Source organism: Streptomyces sp. H27-H1, from assembly GCF_026627445.1.
Lineage (GTDB): Bacteria > Actinomycetota > Actinomycetes > Streptomycetales > Streptomycetaceae > Streptomyces.
Map to the genome: position 1 here is coordinate 80,919 of NZ_JAPNLJ010000013.1, position 17,975 is coordinate 98,893.

19 protein-coding genes are annotated in these 17,975 nt (G+C 72.1%); 9 read left to right on the top strand and 10 right to left on the bottom strand.

The genetic code is table 11. The features are described from left to right. The first annotated feature begins 132 nt into the window (after positions 1-132). The 3 genes from OTB20_RS16510 (at position 133) to OTB20_RS16520 (ending at position 2,985) form a co-directional block, all read left to right on the top strand. The gene (locus tag OTB20_RS16510) at positions 133-1,578 is read left to right on the top strand and encodes a trypsin-like peptidase domain-containing protein (protein WP_324290381.1); all 1,446 of its coding nucleotides are present in this window, start codon (positions 133-135) and stop codon (positions 1,576-1,578) included. Positions 1,579-1,696: 118 nt separating this feature from the next. After that, on the top strand, positions 1,697-2,146 hold the full coding sequence (locus OTB20_RS16515; RefSeq protein WP_267757482.1) for a sec-independent translocase: 450 nt from the start codon (positions 1,697-1,699) through the stop codon (positions 2,144-2,146). A 134-nt stretch (positions 2,147-2,280) separates the two neighbouring features. Next, positions 2,281-2,985, top strand: coding sequence for a hypothetical protein (locus OTB20_RS16520; protein ID WP_267818263.1), 705 nt, complete (start codon positions 2,281-2,283; stop codon positions 2,983-2,985). 82 nt (positions 2,986-3,067) lie between these two features. Here OTB20_RS16520 and OTB20_RS16525 read toward each other — a convergent pair whose 3' ends face one another. The 3 genes from OTB20_RS16525 to OTB20_RS16535 form a co-directional block, all read right to left on the bottom strand. After that, positions 3,068-4,183, bottom strand: coding sequence for an Mrp/NBP35 family ATP-binding protein (locus OTB20_RS16525; protein WP_267818405.1), 1,116 nt, complete (start codon positions 4,181-4,183; stop codon positions 3,068-3,070). Positions 4,184-4,279: 96 nt separating this feature from the next. Then, the gene (locus OTB20_RS16530) at positions 4,280-4,828 is read right to left on the bottom strand and encodes a DUF1003 domain-containing protein (RefSeq protein WP_267818407.1); all 549 of its coding nucleotides are present in this window, start codon (positions 4,826-4,828) and stop codon (positions 4,280-4,282) included. Between the two features lie 94 nt (positions 4,829-4,922). After that, on the bottom strand, positions 4,923-6,230 hold the full coding sequence (locus OTB20_RS16535) for a magnesium transporter MgtE N-terminal domain-containing protein (protein WP_267818265.1): 1,308 nt from the start codon (positions 6,228-6,230) through the stop codon (positions 4,923-4,925). Positions 6,231-6,487: 257 nt separating this feature from the next. Here OTB20_RS16535 and OTB20_RS16540 point away from each other — a divergent pair, with 257 nt between their 5' ends. After that, positions 6,488-7,258 (top strand): hypothetical protein, encoded by a 771-nt coding sequence (locus OTB20_RS16540; protein WP_267818267.1) that lies wholly within the window; start codon positions 6,488-6,490, stop codon positions 7,256-7,258. A gap of 33 nt (positions 7,259-7,291) precedes the next feature. Here the strand turns inward: OTB20_RS16540 and OTB20_RS16545 are convergent, their stop codons facing one another. Both OTB20_RS16545 and OTB20_RS16550 read right to left on the bottom strand, forming a co-directional pair. After that, positions 7,292-7,804, bottom strand: a complete 513-nt coding sequence (locus OTB20_RS16545) for a hypothetical protein (protein ID WP_267818269.1) — start codon at positions 7,802-7,804, stop codon at positions 7,292-7,294. 31 nt (positions 7,805-7,835) lie between these two features. Next, positions 7,836-8,960, bottom strand: coding sequence for a magnesium and cobalt transport protein CorA (locus OTB20_RS16550; protein WP_267757471.1), 1,125 nt, complete (start codon positions 8,958-8,960; stop codon positions 7,836-7,838). A gap of 403 nt (positions 8,961-9,363) precedes the next feature. On the opposite strand from OTB20_RS16550, the gene OTB20_RS16555 reads away from it, so the two are divergent. The 4 genes from OTB20_RS16555 (at position 9,364) to OTB20_RS16570 (ending at position 12,378) form a co-directional block, all read left to right on the top strand. Continuing rightward, a complete protein-coding gene (locus tag OTB20_RS16555) occupies positions 9,364-9,948 on the top strand; it encodes a suppressor of fused domain protein (protein ID WP_267818271.1) in 585 nt (194 codons plus the stop codon). Between the two features lie 79 nt (positions 9,949-10,027). Further along, on the top strand, positions 10,028-10,669 hold the full coding sequence (locus OTB20_RS16560; protein ID WP_267757473.1) for a DUF6758 family protein: 642 nt from the start codon (positions 10,028-10,030) through the stop codon (positions 10,667-10,669). A 166-nt stretch (positions 10,670-10,835) separates the two neighbouring features. Next, positions 10,836-11,702, top strand: a complete 867-nt coding sequence (locus tag OTB20_RS16565; RefSeq protein ID WP_267818273.1) for a PHP domain-containing protein — start codon at positions 10,836-10,838, stop codon at positions 11,700-11,702. Positions 11,703-11,772: 70 nt separating this feature from the next. Continuing rightward, on the top strand, positions 11,773-12,378 hold the full coding sequence (locus OTB20_RS16570; protein ID WP_267818275.1) for a MarC family protein: 606 nt from the start codon (positions 11,773-11,775) through the stop codon (positions 12,376-12,378). Between the two features lie 110 nt (positions 12,379-12,488). Here OTB20_RS16570 and OTB20_RS16575 read toward each other — a convergent pair whose 3' ends face one another. The 3 genes from OTB20_RS16575 to OTB20_RS16585 all read right to left on the bottom strand — a co-directional run bounded on the left by OTB20_RS16575 (position 12,489) and on the right by OTB20_RS16585 (position 15,792). Then, positions 12,489-12,641 carry a hypothetical protein gene (locus OTB20_RS16575; RefSeq protein WP_243335969.1) on the bottom strand — a complete coding sequence of 51 codons (153 nt, stop codon included), beginning with the start codon at positions 12,639-12,641 and terminating at the stop codon, positions 12,489-12,491. Between the two features lie 98 nt (positions 12,642-12,739). Continuing rightward, complete coding sequence (locus OTB20_RS16580) at positions 12,740-13,621, bottom strand: alpha/beta fold hydrolase (protein ID WP_267818277.1); 882 nt, start codon at positions 13,619-13,621, stop codon at positions 12,740-12,742. A 107-nt stretch (positions 13,622-13,728) separates the two neighbouring features. Beyond that, positions 13,729-15,792, bottom strand: a complete 2,064-nt coding sequence (locus OTB20_RS16585; RefSeq protein WP_324290382.1) for a DEAD/DEAH box helicase — start codon at positions 15,790-15,792, stop codon at positions 13,729-13,731. A 482-nt stretch (positions 15,793-16,274) separates the two neighbouring features. Here OTB20_RS16585 and OTB20_RS16590 point away from each other — a divergent pair, with 482 nt between their 5' ends. Further along, positions 16,275-17,033 (top strand): ferritin-like fold-containing protein, encoded by a 759-nt coding sequence (locus OTB20_RS16590; protein WP_267818279.1) that lies wholly within the window; start codon positions 16,275-16,277, stop codon positions 17,031-17,033. A gap of 82 nt (positions 17,034-17,115) precedes the next feature. Here the strand turns inward: OTB20_RS16590 and OTB20_RS16595 are convergent, their stop codons facing one another. Together OTB20_RS16595 and OTB20_RS16600 are read right to left on the bottom strand one after the other, a co-directional pair. Further along, on the bottom strand, positions 17,116-17,418 hold the full coding sequence (locus OTB20_RS16595) for a hypothetical protein (RefSeq protein WP_267818280.1): 303 nt from the start codon (positions 17,416-17,418) through the stop codon (positions 17,116-17,118). A gap of 167 nt (positions 17,419-17,585) precedes the next feature. Continuing rightward, positions 17,586-17,813 carry a DUF3107 domain-containing protein gene (locus OTB20_RS16600; RefSeq protein ID WP_250741766.1) on the bottom strand — a complete coding sequence of 76 codons (228 nt, stop codon included), beginning with the start codon at positions 17,811-17,813 and terminating at the stop codon, positions 17,586-17,588. Positions 17,814-17,975 lie beyond the last annotated feature (162 nt).

Here is a 17,975-nt window from a genome sequence, read left to right on the forward strand (position 1 = left end):
CCCCGAGCCCGCCCCCGGCGCCCGTACTTTCGGCCCGCCGGGGCGGGCAGCACGGGCAACCTGGTTGAATCTCCGCCAGACGCGCCGCCCCCGGGCGGCCGGCGGAGACAGACAGCCAGGCGGGGAGCTCCCATGTCCGACAGTCAGCAGACCGATCCGGCGGCGGATCCGGTCCCCGCCCTCCTGCCCCTGTGGTGGAGCCGGCCCGCGGAGCCCGTCGGCGCGCGCGGAGCATCCGTACCGCCCCCGCGGACCGCGCGGCAGGCTCAGACGGAGGCGGACCGGGATCCGGTGGCCGCGCAGTCCCCCGCCCCCGTGCCCCTGTGGTGGAGCCGTCCCGCGGAACCGGTCGCCGCGCGCGAGGAGCCCGTACCGCCCGAGCGGAACCTGCCGGAGGCAGAGGCGGAGGCGGAGCCGCGGTACGACCCGTGGGGTGCGGTGCCCCTGCAGGCGGTGGACCACGGCAGGGCGGGGACCCGCCGCGCCCGGCTGCGCCAGGGCGTCGCCCTCGCCATCGGGACCGCCGTCCTGGCCGGCGGTATCGGCGGCTACGCGGGCGTCCTCGCCGAGCGGCGGGCCGGTACCCGCCTCGAACTCCCGCAGACGGCCCCCGCCGCCGACCGCGGCCGCGCTCCCGACAGCGTCGCGGGGATCGCCGCCACCGCCCTGCCCGGCGTGGTCACCCTGCACGTCGACAGCGCGGAGGGCAGTTCCACCGGTACCGGCTTCGTCCTCGACGGGCAGGGACACATCCTCACCAACCACCACGTGGTCGTCGGGGCCCGGGCCATAACGGTCACCTTCAGCACCGGAGAGAGCGTCGCCGCCGAACTGGTCGGCGGCGACACCGGATACGACCTGGCCGTCGTCAAGGTCGACGGGGTACGCGGCCTGCGGCCCCTCGCGCTCGGCAACTCCGACAACGTCGAAGTCGGCGACCCGGTCGTGGCCATCGGGGCCCCCTTCGACCTCTCCAACACCGTCACCGCCGGGATCATCAGCGCCACCGGCCGCCCCATCACCGCCGGCGGGGACAAGGGAGACGGCAGCGACGTCAGCTACGTCGACGCCCTCCAGACCGACGCCCCCATCAACCCCGGCAACTCCGGCGGACCGCTACTCGACGCCAAGGCCCAGGTCATCGGCATCAACAGCGCCATCCGCGGAGGCGACGGCGGGGACAGCTCCGCACAGCAGCGCGGCAGCATCGGCCTCGGCTTCGCCATCCCGGTCAACCAGGGCAAGCGCGTCGCCGAGGAACTGATGCGCACCGGCCGCGCCACGCACCCCGTCATCGGGGTCACCCTCGACATGGACTACTCCGGCGACGGGGCCCGCGTGGGGGAGAAGGGCGAGGGCGGGAAGCCGGCCGTCACCGCCGGCGGGCCGGGAGCCCGCGCCGGGATCGAGCCGGGCGACGTGATCACCAAGGTCGACGGGGTGCGCGTGCACGGCGGCGACGAACTCGTGATCAAGATCCGGGCCCACCGGCCGGGCGACCGGCTCACGCTCACCGTGCTGCGCGGGGGCCGGGAGCGCACGCTGGAGGTGGTCCTCGGATCGGCGAACGGATCGTGACGGCAGGGTGAAAGGCGAATCGGTTCGGTAATCAGCCGGTCCTGGTGTATTGGCCTGTGGACCTGGCCGGGTACCGTGTGACAGGCCTGACGTGGAGAGAGCCGAGGAGCGGGGCAAGGTGTTCAACGACATAGGCGCACTCGAGCTGGTCACGATCGTGGTGCTCGCCATTCTCATCTTCGGCCCGGACAAGCTGCCCAAGGTCATCCAGGACGTCACGGGCGTCATCCGGAAGATCCGGGCGTTCTCCGACAGCGCGAAGCAGGACATCCGCTCCGAGCTGGGCTCGGAGTTCAAGGACTTCGAGTTCGAGGACCTGAACCCGAAGAACTTCATCCGCAAGCAGCTGGCCGAGAACGAGGACCTCAAGGAGATCCGGAGCAGCTTCGATCTCCGCAAGGAACTCAACGACGTCACCGACGCGGTCAACGGCAAGGAGTCCGACGAGGCCGCGGCCCCCGGCGGCGCCCTCGCCGCGCCCGCCCCGGCCGCCGGACCGGACATGGTCAAGAAGCCCGTCGCCCCGGCGCAGGAGCAGCGCACGCGGTACGACGCCGACGCGACCTGACGCCACCCGAGACCACGCGTGCGCCTGCCTGAGCGGTGAACCGCGGTCGGGTGGCTATCCTCCTTTGAGTCCGGACCCAGGACGCCCGAGGGGGGTGGGCCGTTCCGGATCCCACGGAACGAGAGGCCGCTCAGATGGAGACGACGAGCAGTAGCCGGGTAGGCGCACAGCCCGCCGAGGCACAGACGCCCGCGCCCCAGGACCATCCACAGCCCCCGGACGCGGCCGCCCCGCCCGTCCCTGCCGCCCGCCGGGCGGCCGAGGGGTACCTGCGGGCCGACTTCCCCTGGTACGGGCTGGACGGGGCGTTCACCGGCCCCCGCTGGCTGATGCAGGTAGCCGTCGGCGCCGACGGCAGTGTGGAGCACGGCTCGACGGGCCACGGGGACGAGCCCTCCGCGCGCGGCGAGATCGCCACCGGGGAGAAGGAGCGCTTCGCGGTGGTCGTCACCGTGGCCAGCAACCCGCTGCGCCGCAGCGGCGACGGCACCGGTGTACTGGAGGCCACTTCGGTCTCCTCGGCCGCCTGGCTGGCGGGTTCGGGGCTGCTGGCCTACAGCTGGCCGGGGCAGATGGACCACAGCCTGCGCGACGACTGGCTCGACCAGCAGACCGAGGCCGCGTGGGAGCTCGCCGACGACCTCGGCGGCGAGGACTGGTCGACGCTGTCGCTGCCCGTGGACGGGGAGCCGACGCCGTTCCACTACCGCGAGTCGGAGTTCGGGTGGGTGCTGGCCGGGTCGACCGGCAGCGGTGTGCACCTGGGCGCGTACGGCCGGGGCATGAGCGCCTACGGGCTCGGGTTCTCGGTGATCGCGGACCTCGGAACGTACGAGTAGGCGCAGGGCGGGTACGAGGAAGGGCACCGCCCGGTGGCGGTGCCCTCGAACCTCTGCCGGACCCCTGCGGAGCCCGTGCGCGTCAGAACTTGTTGCGCGGGGTGATCCCCAGGGACATCCCGGCCAGGCCGCGGGCGCGGCCGCCGAGCTTGCCCGCGATGGCGCGCAGGGCCGCGCCGGCGGGGGAGTCGGGGTCGGACAGGACGACCGGCGTGCCGTCGTCGCCGCCCTCGCGCAGCCGTACGTCGATCGGGATCGAGCCCAGCACCGGCACCGCCGCGCCGATCGTCTTGGTCAGTCCGTCGGCGACCCGCTGGCCACCGCCCGAGCCGAACACGTCGACCATCTCGTCGCAGTGCGGGCACGGCATCCCGGACATGTTCTCGACGACACCGACGATCTTCTGGTGCGTCTGCACGGCGATCGAGCCGGCCCGCTCGGCGACCTCGGCCGCCGCCTGCTGCGGGGTGGTCACCACGAGGATCTCGGCGTTCGGCACCAGCTGGGCCACGGAGATCGCGATGTCGCCCGTGCCCGGCGGCAGGTCGAGCAGCAGGACGTCCAGGTCGCCCCAGTACACGTCGGCCAGGAACTGCTGGAGGGCGCGGTGCAGCATCGGGCCGCGCCACACCACGGGCGCGTTGCCGGGGGTGAACATGCCGATGGAAATGACCTTCACGCCGTGCGCCGACGGCGGCATGATCATGTTCTCGACCTGGGTGGGGCGGCCCTCCACGCCGAGCATGCGCGGCACGCTGTGGCCGTAGATGTCGGCGTCGACGACACCGACCTTGAGGCCGTCGGCCGCCATCGCCGCCGCCAGGTTGACGGTGACCGAGGACTTGCCTACGCCGCCCTTGCCGGAGGCGACCGCGTAGACGCGGGTCAGTGAGCCGGGCTGGGCGAAGGGGACCTCGCGTTCGGCGGTGCCGCCGCGCAGGGTCGCCGCGAGGTCCTTGCGCTGCTCGTCGCTCATCACGTCCAGCGTGACGGCGACCGAGGTGACGCCGGGGACCTGCTGCACGGCCTCGGTGACGAGGTTGGTGATGGTCTCGCGCATGGGGCAGCCCGACACCGTCAGGTACACGGTGACGGCGACCTCGCCGCCGTCGCCGATCTCCACCGATTTGACCATGCCCAGCTCGGTGATCGGCCGGTGGATCTCGGGGTCGTTCACCGTCGCCAGCGCGTCCAGGATCGCGTCCTGCTCGGGCACGGCAGCAGCGGAGGCGGAGCTTGTGTCGGTAGCCATGCCCCGATGGTACGGCGCGGCGGCGGGCCTGAGGAAAGCCCGCTAACGGTCGCCTTCGTCACTCTCGGCGGGGAATAGCCGCCGCTCGTCCATCTCCTTGATCAGATCCTGGAACTCGGACCGGATCCAGTCGCGCGTGGCGACCTCCCCCAGACCCATCCGCAAGGCCGCGATCTCCCGGGTCAGGTACTCGGTGTCTGCCATCGAGCGCTCGTTCTGCTTGCGGTCCTGCTCCAGGTTGACCCGGTCCCGGTCGTCCTGCCGGTTCTGCGCCAGCAGGATCAGCGGGGCCGCGTAGGAGGCCTGGAGCGACAGCATCAGGGTCAGGAAGATGAAGGGGTACTGGTCGAACTTCAGGTGCCCGGGCGCGAAGATGTTCCACAGCACCCAGATGATGATGACGACGGTCATCCAGACGATGAACCGGCCCGTGCCGAGGAACCGCGCGACCCGCTCCGACAGCCGCCCGAAGGCCTCCGGGTCGTATTCGGGCAGCAGCCGCCGGCGGGCCGGGCGCGGCAGGTCGAGCCGGGTGCGCGAGCGCGTCAGCGCGCTGGACCCGGTCGAACGTTCCGCCGACTCCGCCGTCAGTCCGTGCTCGCGCGCCTGCAGCCGCGCCTGTTCGCGCCGCTCCCGGATCTGTTCGCGCCGCCGCTCGCGCGCGCCCTGATCGCCGCGCCCCCGCTCAGTGGCCACGTACGTCCCCTTCCGCATCCTCGGAACTGTCGGAACTGTCGGAACCCTCGGAATGGAAGTCCGTCTCCCGCCAGTCGTCCGGGAGCAGGTGGTCCAGTACGTCGTCGACCGTGACCGCGCCCAGCAGGGAGCCGCTCTCGTCGACGACCGGGACCGCGACCATGTTGTACGCGGCCAGGTAGCTGGTCACCACCGGCAGCGAGGCGTCCGGCCGCAGCGGCGCGAGGCCGGTGTCCACGATCGAGCTGACCAGGGTGAACGGCGGATCGCGCAGCAGCCGCTGGAAGTGCACCGTGCCCAGGTACTTGCCCGTCGGCGTCTCGTCCGGCGGCCGGCACACGTACACCTGCGCCGCCAGCGCCGGCGACAGGTCCGACTGGCGCACCCGGGCCAGTGCGTCCGCGACCGTCGCGTCGGGCCGCAGCACGATCGGCTCCGTGGTCATCAGACCGCCCGCGGTGTTCTCCTCGTACGACAGCAGCCGCCGCACGTCGGCGGCGTCGTCCGGCCGCATCAGCGTCAGCAGCCGTTCCATGTCGTCCTCCGGGAGCTCGGAGAGCAGGTCGGCCGCGTCGTCCGGGTCCATCGCCTCCAGGACATCGGCCGCGCGCTCCTCCTTCAGCTTCCCGAGGATCTCCACCTGCTCGTCCTCGGGCAGCTCCTCCATGACGTCGGCGAGCCGGTCGTCGTCGAGGGCGCTCGCCACCTCGGCGCGCCGCTTCGGCGTCAGGTGGTGCAGGACGTTCGCCACGTCGGCGGGGCGCATCTGCTCGAAGGTGGCCACCAGGCTCTCGGCGCCCTGCCCGTGCTCCTCCAGCGAGAACCCCGTCACCGCCGACCACCCCACGGTCAGGGTCTCGCCGCGCCGGCGCAGCGCGCCCGACTTGCCCTTCCGTACGAAGATCCGGTCGATCTCCCAGTCACGGCGGGCCGGCAGCTGCTGGATGGCCACGTCCACGACGGTGACCTCCTCGTCGTCCGCGACGAGGCGCACCCGACGGTCCAGCAGTTCGCCGAGGATCAGCCGTTCGGTGGGGCGCTGCTCGAAGCGGCGCATGTTGACCACGCCGGTGGTGATGACCTGGCCGGACTCGACGCCCGTCACCCGGGTCATGGGCAGGAAGATCCGGCGCCGGCTGACGACCTCGACCACCAGGCCGAGCAGCCGGGGCGGCCGGCCGCCCACGCGGAGCATCGCGACGAGGTCGCGTACCCGGCCCACCTGGTCGCCGTTGGGGTCGAAGACGGGCACACCCGACAGATGCGAGACGAAGATCCGTGGGGCGCCTGCCGCCATCCGAGCGCCTCCTACGAGCTGCGTCATCCGTCGATCACCGGTACTGCCGTCCCTCAGGTTAGCCCGTGCCGCACGCAACCTCCTGGTGGGCCCGTCCGCCCGGCCGCACCCGCGGCGCCCCCGTGACCTCCGCACGCGCGTCCCCACGGCCTCCGCGCGGCCTCCGCGCGGCCTCCGCGCGGGCTCCGCGCAGAGGCCCGCGTACGGGCGGGTACGCTGCCAGCTGCCCGCCGACGAAACGAGAGGGGCACCTGCCAGTGACCGCCTATTTCCCCGCCCCGCGGCTGCGCCGGGCCGCCTTCGTCAGCGCCCTGTGCGCGGGCCTGGCCGTCGTCGGAACGGGGTGCGGGGCGGACCCCGACGAGGGTACGAACGGGGTCGGCAAACTGTCCGCCGACCAGATCGAGGACAAGGCGAAGACGGCCGTCACCGGGGCCCGGTCGGTCCACCTGTCCGGCACGCTCGTCAGCGGCGGCAAGTCCTTCACCCTGGACATGCGGCTCGGGGCGGACGGCGGCTCCGGCGAGGTGAAGTCCCAGGACGACAACACCTTCCAGCTGCTGCGGGTCGGCGAGCAGCTCTACCTCAAGGCGAGCACCGCGTTCTGGGGCGAGTCCGAGGCGGCCGGCAAGCTCGGTGACAAGTTCGTCAAGGTGCCCGAGGGCGACCCCACCTACAAGCAGTTCCGCGGGTTCACCGACATGCAGGTCATGCTCGACGGGCTGCTCGGCCTCGACGGGAAGCTCACCAAGGGCGAGAACTACACCAAGGTCGGTCCCACCCGGGCCGTCCAGGTCTCGGCCGACAAGGGCAGGGGCGGCAAACTCTCGGTCTCCCTGGAGGGCACCCCCTACCCGCTCCTCATGGAACGCGCGGGCGGCGCCGGCCGGGTGGTCCTCGCGGAATGGGGCAAGCCGGTCGATCTCACCGCGCCCACGCCCGACCAGACGGTGGACTACGGTTCCCAGCTGCCCACGACCAAGGAGCAGGAGGAAGGTTCCGGCCAGGGCGCGGACCCGCAGGGCTGACCCCGTCCCGTCCGCGATGCGCCAACGAGACGGCTAGCGGGCCGCCTTCTTCCGCTTCAGCAGCAGCTTCGGCAGCCCGGCCGGCGCGGGCAGCCGGGTCGTCGCCGGGGAGCCCAGCGGAGCCGCCGCGAGCGAACCCGCGGGCAGGTCCGGCCGGACCGACTCCGGCTCCAGGCGCAGCAGCCGGCACTCCCGGGCCCAGCGTTCGGTCATCTCGGCGGAGTCGGGCGCGTTGAGCCGCTTGCCCTTGAGCTCGGCCACCGCGGCCTCCCACTGCTCGCTGCCGGGCGCGAGCTCGCGTACGGTCGCCGTCCACGCGACGAGCCGGCCGCCCTTGTCCTTGCTGCGCACGGTCACCTCGGCCGCCGCCCCGTCCGCGAGCCCCGGGAACGGCTGCTCCCCGGGCCCGTCGCCGAGCACGTGCGCCGCGCCGTCCACCCAGGCGTGCCACAGGCCGCGGTCGGCCCCGGAGCCGCGGACCCAGATGAGGCCGGACTTCTTGGTGGCCTCCTCGACGAGGGCCAGATCGAGCGCGCTGAGAGTCATGCGCACAGGGTAGCCAGCGCCCCGCGGGCGCTCACAGCCAGCCGTTGCGGCGCAGGGCCCGGTGGATCGTGAAACAGCTCCCGACGATGGCGGCCATGACCATCGGATAGCCGTAGCGCCACTGGAGCTCCGGCATGTGCTCGAAGTTCATTCCGTACACGCCGCAGATCATCGTGGGCACGGCGATGATCGCCGCCCAGGAGGTGATCTTGCGCATGTCCTCGTTCTGGGCGACGGTCGCCTGCGCCAGGTTGGCCTGCAGGATGGAGTTCAGCAGCTCGTCGAAGCCGACGACCTGCTCGTGCACGCGGGCCAAGTGGTCGGCGACGTCGCGGAAGTACTTCTGGATGTCGGGGTCGACCAGGCGCATCGGGCGCTCGCTGAGCAGCTCCATGGGGCGCAGCAGTGGGGAGACGGCCCGCTTGAACTCCAGGACCTCGCGCTTGAGCTGGTAGATGCGGCCCGCGTCGCCACCGCGCGCACTGCCCTTGGCGGGGGCGGCGAACACCTCGCTCTCGACCTCGTCGATATCGTCCTGGACGGCCGAGGCGACGGCGATGTAGCCGTCGACGACGTGGTCGGCGAGGGAGTGCAGGACGGCGGACGGACCCTTGGCGAGCAGCGCCGGATCGTCCTGGAGACGGTGGCGCAGGCCCTTGAGGGAGCCGTGGCCGCCGTGCCGGACGGTGATGACGAAATCGGGGCCCGTGAAGCACATCACCTCGCCGGTCTCCACCACCTCGCTGGTGGCGGTGAGTTCGGCGTGCTCGACGTAGTGGATCGTCTTGAAGACGGTGAAGAGGGTGTCGTCGTAGCGCTCCAGCTTCGGCCGCTGGTGCGCGTGCACCGCGTCCTCCACGGCGAGCGGGTGCAGCCCGAACACGGCGGCGATCCCGGCGAACTCGTCCTCGGTCGGCTCGTGCAGGCCGATCCACGCGAAGCCCCCGTCCTCCCGGACTGCGCGCATCGCCTCACGGGGCGTCAGACAGGAGGAATCCCGGGCGCGCACGTCGCGCCGGCCGTCGCGGTAGACGGCGCAGTCGACCACCGCGTTGTTCGCGGACGGGTCGCGGGTGGCGTCGTACCCGGGCTGGACCGGGGTCGACCTGCGCAGCGCGGGGCGGACGGCGGCACGGAGGTAGGGCAGCATCGACATGGCAGGCTCCTTCGCGCGCACGGCTGCGGACCGTACGGGTGGGAGGTCCTTCCGAAGGGCACGCTCGCCGCGGTCGGCAGTCCGGGCGGGCGCGCGGAAGGATCAGGACGGGAGGACACAGTTCTTCCGTCGCTCTTCGACTGATCCTGGAGTGCGGATCAAAGGGGGCGCGGCACGCCCGTCGGTGAAGTGGAAGAGCGATTCGTACTGCACGTACTGTGCGATCGACTTCGATGCACCGCAGCCCCACCTCCTCCGGCCGGTCCCCCGTAAGGGACGTCCTGTCGCCGGGGCACTGAAACTTCTCTTCTGAGAGCGTCCCCGACCAACGGTCAACGATATCAGCCGACGGATGGTCAAGACCCGCCCTTTACCCGCCTGATACGAGTTCTATGCTCGGTCCATGGCAGAAATTCTGGCCCTTGTGGAAGCCCGGCTGCGCGCCGCGCTCGGCGAACCCGACGCCCGCGCCGCCGTCACCTTCCTGGGTACCGACCGCATCGAAGTCCTCCGCTTCACCGAGGGCGACCTCGTGCGGTACGCGACCCTCGGCATGTCCGCCCAGCCGATGACCGACCCGACGGCGGTGGTCGCCGATCCGGTCCGCGGCCCGCGCGCCGAACTCGTCCTGACCGTACGGGGCGGGCTCGCGCCCACCGACAAGCTGTTGCGGCCGCTGGCCGTGCTGGCGGCGTCGCCCCAGGTGGAAGGATTGATCGTGACGCCCGGAGCCTCACTGGACGTGGGTGAACCCCTCTGGGACGGGGCGCCGTTCACCTCGGTGCTCGTCGCGGAGCCGGGCGGCCTGGCGGAGGACGTCGCCCTGGACGACCCCATGGCCCCCGTCTCCTTCTTCCCCCTCCTGCCGATGACGGCGAACGAAGCCGCCTGGAAGCGGGTCCACGGCGCGGCCGCCCTGCAGGAACGCTGGCTCGCGCGCGGCACGGATCTGCGGGACCCTCTGCGTACGGCAGTCGCCCTGGACTGAGCCTCCGGCCACCGTTCGGCCGCCCGGACGGGTGATCGCGTCTTGACGGGGCGCGCGCCGGGGAGGAGCGTGGCTTCTTATGAGGGGCGAACCGAGTTGCCCGAAGTGCGGTGGCCGGGTCAGGGCGCCCGGCCTCTTCGCCGACTCCTGGCAGTGCACGCTGCACGGCACCGTCCATCCACTGCAGCCCGTGATCCCGCCCAGCGTCGAAGGCCTGGGCGTGGTGGTCAACCGGGCGCAGGTACCGGTCTGGATGCCCTGGCCGCTGCCCGTCGGCTGGCTGTTCACCGGGATCGCCACCGCCGGTGACGACCGCAGCGGCGGCCGGGCCACCGCCGTGGCCTGCTCGGGTCCAGGCCCGCTCGGCGGCATCGGCGAGCTGCTCCTGATCGCCGAGGAACTGGGCGTCGGCCTGGGCGCGCGGTTCGCCGGCCTCGACGCCCCCGACCCGGGCCCCTACATGAACGTCTCCGCCCCGCCGCACGCCAAAGTGGTCGCCGCCGGGCGCCCGACGCCGCTGTGGAACGTCACCGGCGTCCCGGAGGACCGGGCCGTCTTCGCCGGCGAGGCCCGCGGACTGTGGCTGTGGGCGATCGTCTGGCCGGAGCAGTCGGGCCTGCTGATGTACGACGAGCTGGTCCTCACGGACCTGCGCGACGCGGGAGCCGAGGTCGAGCTGCTGCCCTGCGGCGCCCTGAGCCCCCGCATCATTTCCCCCTGACGCGCCTGAGGCGCCGTCGGCATCGCTCGGCCACTCCGGGCGCCCACGTCGCGTGGTGACGGCGGATTTCGTCCGCAGTACGGGTCCGGCGGCGCGCTCGGGGCGTCCGGGCCGGGGGTATCCTTGAGCGTCCCCCGTCATACCCACCCCCACCTGGAGCCCGGCCGTGCGCATCGATCTGCACGCCCACTCCACGGCCTCGGACGGTACGGACACCCCCGCCGAGCTGGTGCGGGCTGCCGCCGCCGCGGGACTCGACGTGGTGGCGCTGACCGACCACGACACCGTCGCCGGATACCGCGAGGCCACCGAGGCGCTGCCCGAGGGCCTGACCCTGGTCACCGGCGCCGAGCTGAGCTGCCGGCTCGACGGCATCGGCATGCACATGCTGGCGTACCTCTTCGACCCCGAGGAGCCCGAGCTCTTCCGTGAGCGGGAGCTCGTACGCGACGACCGCGTCCCGCGCGCGCAGGCCATGGTCGGCAAGCTGCAGGGGCTCGGGGTGGACATCACCTGGGAGCACGTCGCCCGGATCGCCGGCGCGGGTTCCGTGGGGCGCCCGCACATCGCCGCCGCGCTCGTCGAGCTCGGCGTCGTGCGCACCGTGTCGGACGCGTTCACCGCGCAGTGGCTCGCCGACGGCGGCCGCGCGTACGCCGAGAAGCACGAGTTCGACCCCTTCGACGCGATCCGCCTGGTCAAGGCGGCCGGCGGAGTCACCGTCTTCGCCCACCCCGCCGCCGTCAAACGCGGTACCTGCGTGCCCGAGAGCGCCATAGCCGCCCTCGCGGCCGCCGGCCTCGACGGCATCGAGGTCGACCACATGGACCACGACGCCGCCACCCGCGCGCGCCTGCGCGGCCTGGCCGCCGATCTCGGTCTGCTGACCACCGGGTCCAGCGATTACCACGGCAGCCGCAAGACCTGCCGTCTAGGGGAGTACACGACCGACCCCGAGATCTACGGCGAGATCACCCGCCGCGCCACCGGGGCGTTCCCGGTCCCCGGCGCAGGTGGACCCGTACGCGGCTGACCGCTGCCGCCGACCCTCCCGCTCAGCCCCCCTTTTCCTTCGTGACACCCCTCTCCTGCAAGGCATCACTGTGCTCGATTTCGCCGTCTTCGGATCCCTGTTTCTCACGCTTTTTGTGATTATGGACCCCCCGGGGATCACGCCCATCTTCCTCGCCCTGACCTCCGGCCGCCCCGCCAAGGTGCAGCGCCGCATGGCCTGGCAAGCCGTCTGCGTCGCCTTCGGCGTCATCGCCATCTTCGGTATCTGCGGCCAGCAGATCCTCGACTACCTGCACGTCTCCGTGCCGGCCCTGATGATCGCGGGCGGGCTGCTGCTCCTGCTCATCGCGCTCGACCTGCTCACCGGCAAGAACGACGAGCCGAAGCAGACCAAGGACGTGAACGTCGCGCTGGTCCCGCTCGGGATGCCGCTGCTCGCCGGGCCAGGCGCGATCGTCTCGGTGATCCTGGCCGTGCAGAAGGCCGACGGGGTCACCGGCCAGTTCTCGGTGTGGGCCGCGATCGTCGCGATGCACATCGTGCTGTGGATCGTGATGCGGTACTCGCTCGTCATCATCCGGGTGATCAAGGACGGTGGCGTGGTCCTGGTGACGCGCCTGGCGGGCATGATGCTGTCCGCGATCGCCGTCCAGCAGATCATCAACGGCGTGGTCCAGGTGGTCCACACCTCGTAGCGCCTCTGCCCGCGCATGCGAATGCCCCCGCACCGATCCCGGTGGGGGGCACTTGCGTACGCGGCGACGGTCGCCGTTCGTCAGTTGATCGCGGTGCGGGTGGACACGGTCTAGTTGGACACGGTCTCGGCCGGTCGGATCAGAATGCGCTGGCCTACGGCTGCGGCCTGCTGCACGATCCGGTTGACGGAGGCCGCGTCCACGACGGTGCTGTCCACGGCAGATCCGTCGACGTCGTCCAGGCGCAGAATCTCGAAGCGCATGGGGCTTCTCCCTTCGTCAGTTCTTGCTTGTACAGGGTTAACGAAGTGTAAGCCGCAAACATTCCCTACGCTAAGGAAATTTTTTCCTTGCCTAACTACTAACGGGTACCGGAGCCGTCGGAGCCCACCCAGAACGCCACCAACGCCGCGGCCGTGGCCAGCGGATTGTCGGCGTTCGGAGAGTGCTCCGTGCCCGGCACGACCACCCGCGCCGCGCCCAGCCGCCGCGCCATGGCGTCCATCTCCGACACCGGCCACACCGGGTCCGACTCCCCGGACAGCACCAGCTTCGCCAGCCCTGGAGCCGCGGCGGCGAGCTCCTCGATCCGGTCCGGCTCCTCGAGCAGCGCCCGGCCGGTGACCATCAGCTGCTCCGGGACGGTCCCCATCCAGCGTTCGCGCAGGAAAGCCGCGAGGGCGGGGTCCTCGGGGGGCGCGTCGCGGGGATCCATGGCACGCATGGCCGCCCAGATGCCCGCCATGTCGCCGCCCATCGCCTCCAGCGCCGAGACCAGCAGCTTCGTACGGCTGCGCTGGTCCTCGCAGACCGGGCCCGGGCCGCTGCTCAGCAGTGTGAGGCTGGCGTACGGGGCCGGATCCCGGACCACGGCCGTGCGGACGATCAGCCCGCCCAGCGAATGCCCGAGCAGGTGCACCGGGCCGCCCGCGTCCAGGGCCGCCGTCTGCGCGAGGACGTCCCGCGCCAGTTCCGCCAGGGCGTACGGGGCCTGCGTGCGCGGGCCGCCGCTCTCGTGCTGCCCGCGCCCGTCGACGGAGACGACCCGGTACCCGGCGGCGGCCAGCGGCCCGAGGAGGCCGATGAAGTCCTCCTTGCTGCCGGTGTAGCCGGGCACCAGCAGGGCGGTACCGCGGGCCGGCCCACCGGGCACGGCCTCGTGCACGGCGAACTCACCGCGGGCCGTGGCCAGGCGGTACGCGCGGGCTTCGGGCGGGAGCGTGAGGGTCGGCGGCTTGCTCATGGCCCGAGGCTACCGGCCCGTACAGCCGTACGGGGGCCGCGCTCGCCCCCGGGTACGCCGATGGCCCCGGCCCCCTGAGGAAGGGGACCGGGGCCATCGGCAGGGCGTTACGCCTCCGGGCTCTCCACCGCGGCGGCGACCTTGCGGGTCCGCGTGCGCTTCGGCTTGACCGGAGCCTCCTCGGCGGCCTCGGCGGCCAGAGCCTCCGGGGCGGCAGCGGCGGCCTTGCGGGGGGCGCGGACGCGCTTCGGCTTGACCGGAGCCTCTTCGGCCACCGGAGCGGCGGCCTCGACGACTACCTCGGCGGCCGGAGCGACAACGGCGACCTTGCGGGGCGCGCGGACGCGCTTCGGCTTGACCGGAGCCTCCTCGGCCACCGCGACGGCGACCGCGGCGACGGCCGGAGCCTCGACCACGGCGGCCTGGGCGAAGACCTCGACCACCGGGGCGGCCGCGGTCCTGCGGGGGGCGCGCTCACGGGTGGTGCGACGCTCCCGGACCGGCTCGACCATCGGGGCCATCTGGAAGTCGGGCTCCGGGGCCCGAGCGGCCGGGGCCTCCAGAGGCGGCAGCGCGGCGGCGGCTACGAAGGTGGCGGCCGGAGCGGCCGACCGGGCCCGGCGACGGCGCGGCTTGCGCGACTCGTCGGAGGCCGGGGCCTCCGGGGCCTCCGGAGCCTCGACGGCCGGGACGACCGCGGCGACCGGGCTGACCACGGCGACCGGGGTGGCCTCGGCGACCGGGGTGGCCTCGGTGGTCACCGGTGCCAGGAACTCGGCATTCTCCGAGCCGCCACGGGTGCGGCGGCGCTGGCGCGGCGCACGGGTCCGGGCGGGACGCTCCTCGGTAGCAACCGGGGCAGCGGCAGCACGGCCACCGTCACGGGCGCCATCGCGTCCGCCGTCACGACCGTGGTCACGACCGTGGTCACGTCCACCGTCACGGGCGCTGTCGCGTCCGCCACGGCCACCGCGGCCGCCGGTCTCACCCAGGTCTTCCAGGTTCTCGGCCTTCAGGCCGGCCCGCGTGCGCTCGCCGCGCGGCAGGACGCCCTTGGTGCCGGCCGGGATGTTCATCTGCTCGTACAGGTGCGGGGACGTGGAGTACGTCTCCACCGGGTCGTGGAAGCCCAGCTCCAGCGCCTTGTTGATCAGCTGCCAGCGCGGGATGTCGTCCCAGTCGACCAGGGTGACGGCGATGCCCTTCTTGCCCGCGCGACCGGTGCGGCCCACGCGGTGCAGGAAGGTCTTCTCGTCCTCGGGCGTCTGGTAGTTGATGACGTGGGTGACACCCTCGACATCGATACCGCGGGCGGCGACGTCGGTGCAGACCAGCACGTCGACCTTGCCGTTGCGGAAGGCGCGCAGCGCCTGCTCGCGGGCACCCTGGCCCAGGTCGCCGTGGACGGCGCCGGACGCGAAGCCGCGCTTCTCCAGCTGCTCGGCGATGTCGGCCGCCGTGCGCTTGGTGCGGCAGAAGATCATGGCGAGCCCGCGGCCTTCGGCCTGCAGGATGCGGGAGACGAGCTCCGGCTTGTCCATGTTGTGCGCACGGAAGACGTGCTGCGTGGTGTTGGCGACGGTCGCGCCCTCGCCGTCGACGGAGGTGGCGCGGATGTGCGTCGGCTGCGTCATGTACCGGCGGGCCAGGCCGATGACCGCGCCCGGCATGGTCGCCGAGAACAGCATGGTCTGACGCTTCGGCGGCAGGTAGCTCATGATCCGCTCGACGTCGGGCAGGAAGCCCAGGTCGAGCATCTCGTCGGCCTCGTCCAGGACGAGCGCCTTGACCTTCGACAGGTCGAGCTTCTTCTGTCCGGCCAGGTCGAGCAGGCGGCCCGGGGTGCCGACGATGATGTCGACGCCCTTCTTGAGCGCCTCGACCTGCGGCTCGTACGCGCGGCCGCCGTATATGGCGAGGACGCGGACGTTGCGGACCTTGCCCGCGGTGAGGAGGTCGTTGGTGACCTGGGTGCAGAGCTCGCGGGTCGGAACCACCACGAGGGCCTGCGGGGCCTCGGTCAGCTGGTCGGGCCGGGCCCGGCCGGCCTCGACGTCCGCGGGGACGACGACGCGCTCCAGCAGGGGAAGGCCGAAACCGAGCGTCTTGCCGGTACCGGTCTTGGCCTGGCCGATGACGTCCGAGCCGGAAAGGGCTACGGGGAGGGTCATCTCCTGGATCGGGAAGGGGGACACAATGCCGACGGCCTCAAGGGCTTCGGCCGTCTCGGGAAGGATCCCGAGGTCTCGGAACGTAATCAGGGTGCTGCCTCTTCTGTGAGACGCGGCGCGAGGCGGCGAAGGGGGGTCGTACCGTGCCGGGCTTGCAGTACTGTGCCCGCCCGAATCTGGGCGAGCCGTGCAAACTGCGCGGGACCACGAGCCATCGCTCAGGCGCTTTATGCCGCTGAGGGGGCCCCTCGTGGGAGGCGGTACGTATGAACGTACGCATCACGCCGAGGGCGGTCGGGTGGAGCCGATCGGGCCACCGACCGGGCATCCTCATTCGGGATGGCCCGCCGAGTGTTCGGCAGGCGCATTACCACTGTACCCCGGAATCGCGCAGCTGTGTCGGGTGAATTCACCAGGTAGGCGCGTTTACGTGGACTGAGCAGGTGGTTCACGGTGCCATTCGGCGAGCTATTGTGCGGAGCATGTCGACCGTTGAAAACGCATCGCCCGCCGACGAAAGCGCCCCCGCCGAGGCGGCCGGTATCGCCGCCCAGGACTGGGCCACGGCCTCCTCCTCGCCGCAGTACCGGGCCGCCGTGGTGGACCTGCTCGGGGCGCTCGCGTACGGCGAACTCGCGGCCTTCGAACGCCTGGCGGAGGACGCGAAGCTCGCGCCCACCCTCGGGGACAAGGCCGCGCTCGCGAAGATGGCCTCCGCCGAATTCCACCACTTCGAGCGGCTGAGCACCAGGCTCGCCGAGATCGACGAGGACGCCACCGCCGCGATGGAGCCCTTCGCGAAGGGCGTCGACGACTTCCACCGCCAGACCGCCCCGTCGGACTGGCTGGAGGGCCTGGTCAAGGCGTACGTCGGCGACTCCATCGCCAGCGACTTCTACCGCGAGGTGGCCACCCACCTCGACACCGACACCCGCGGGCTCGTCGTGAGTGTGCTCGACGACACCGGCCACGGCGGCTTCGCCGTCGAGAAGGTGCGCGCCGCGATCGAGGCCGACCCGCGCTGCGGCGGCCGGCTCGCACTGTGGGCCCGCCGGCTGATGGGCGAGGCCCTGTCGCAGGCCCAGCGCGTGGTCGCCGAGCGCGACGCGCTCTCCACCATGCTGGTCGGCGGGGTGGACGGGATGGCGGCCGGTTTCGACCTCGCGGCGGTCGGCGAGATGTTCACCCGGATCACCAAGGCGCACACCAAGCGGATGGCCGCCCTGGGCCTGGCGGCATAGCCCCGCCCCCCGGCCCCGAGGCGTACGTCGGCCCCCGCGCGGAAGCTCCGTGTGGGGGCCTTCTGTCTGTCAGTGGGGCCGTCTAGCCCCGCGTCGGAACCGAAAACGGAGTCCGGTGGGACTGCCTCCCGGTCCGGCCGGTGGGCCGCAGCAGCAGGGACACGACCACCGCCGAGACCAGAGCACCGCCGATGAAGGTCGCGAACAGGGTGCTGTGGCCGGGGCCCAGCGCGGTGTTCGTCAGATAGGCCCCGAAGAGGGCGCCCGCCGCTCCGCTCACCAGCACCGTCCGCGCGGAGGGCAGCCGCGGGCCGAGCACTCGGACGGCCGTCCCGGCCAGGGCGAGGCCCAGAAGAGTGGAGCCGAGCGCCTGGATCAGCAGCATGAGGGTTCCTCTCGAACGGTTGAGTACCGGGGGTTCGTCTCAGAGCGGTCCTACCCGAATCAAGGCGGTCCTACCCGAAGCGGAGGAAACGGAAACGGCCCGGTGGAGTCGTCCACCGGGCCGTTCTCGGTACAGCTGGGTACTTCGGGGTTCTCGGAGCGCTTCGCTCAGAGCGCGCCGAAGCCGACCTTGCGCACGCTGGGCTCGCCCAGGTCGACGTACGACAGGCGCTCGGACGGCACCAGGACCTTGCGGCCCTTGATGTCCGTGAGGCTCAGCAGCGGCGCCGAGCCGGACAGGGCGGCGGTGACGATGCTCTCCAGCTCCTCGGCACTCAGGTCGCTCTCGAGCACGATCTCCCGGGGTGCGTGCTGCACGCCGATCTTGACCTCCACGGCCTTGTCCCTCCGACGGTCCGGTTCGCGCGATGAGCCGCGCCGTTACCGGGTCCACATTAGCCCGGAGAGGGGACGTGTCCGCCGCGTGGCGGAAACGCTCGCAGCGAACAGCAGCCGGTCAGACCGGCGAAGACGGTCGGGGCCGGCCCGGAGTGCGGG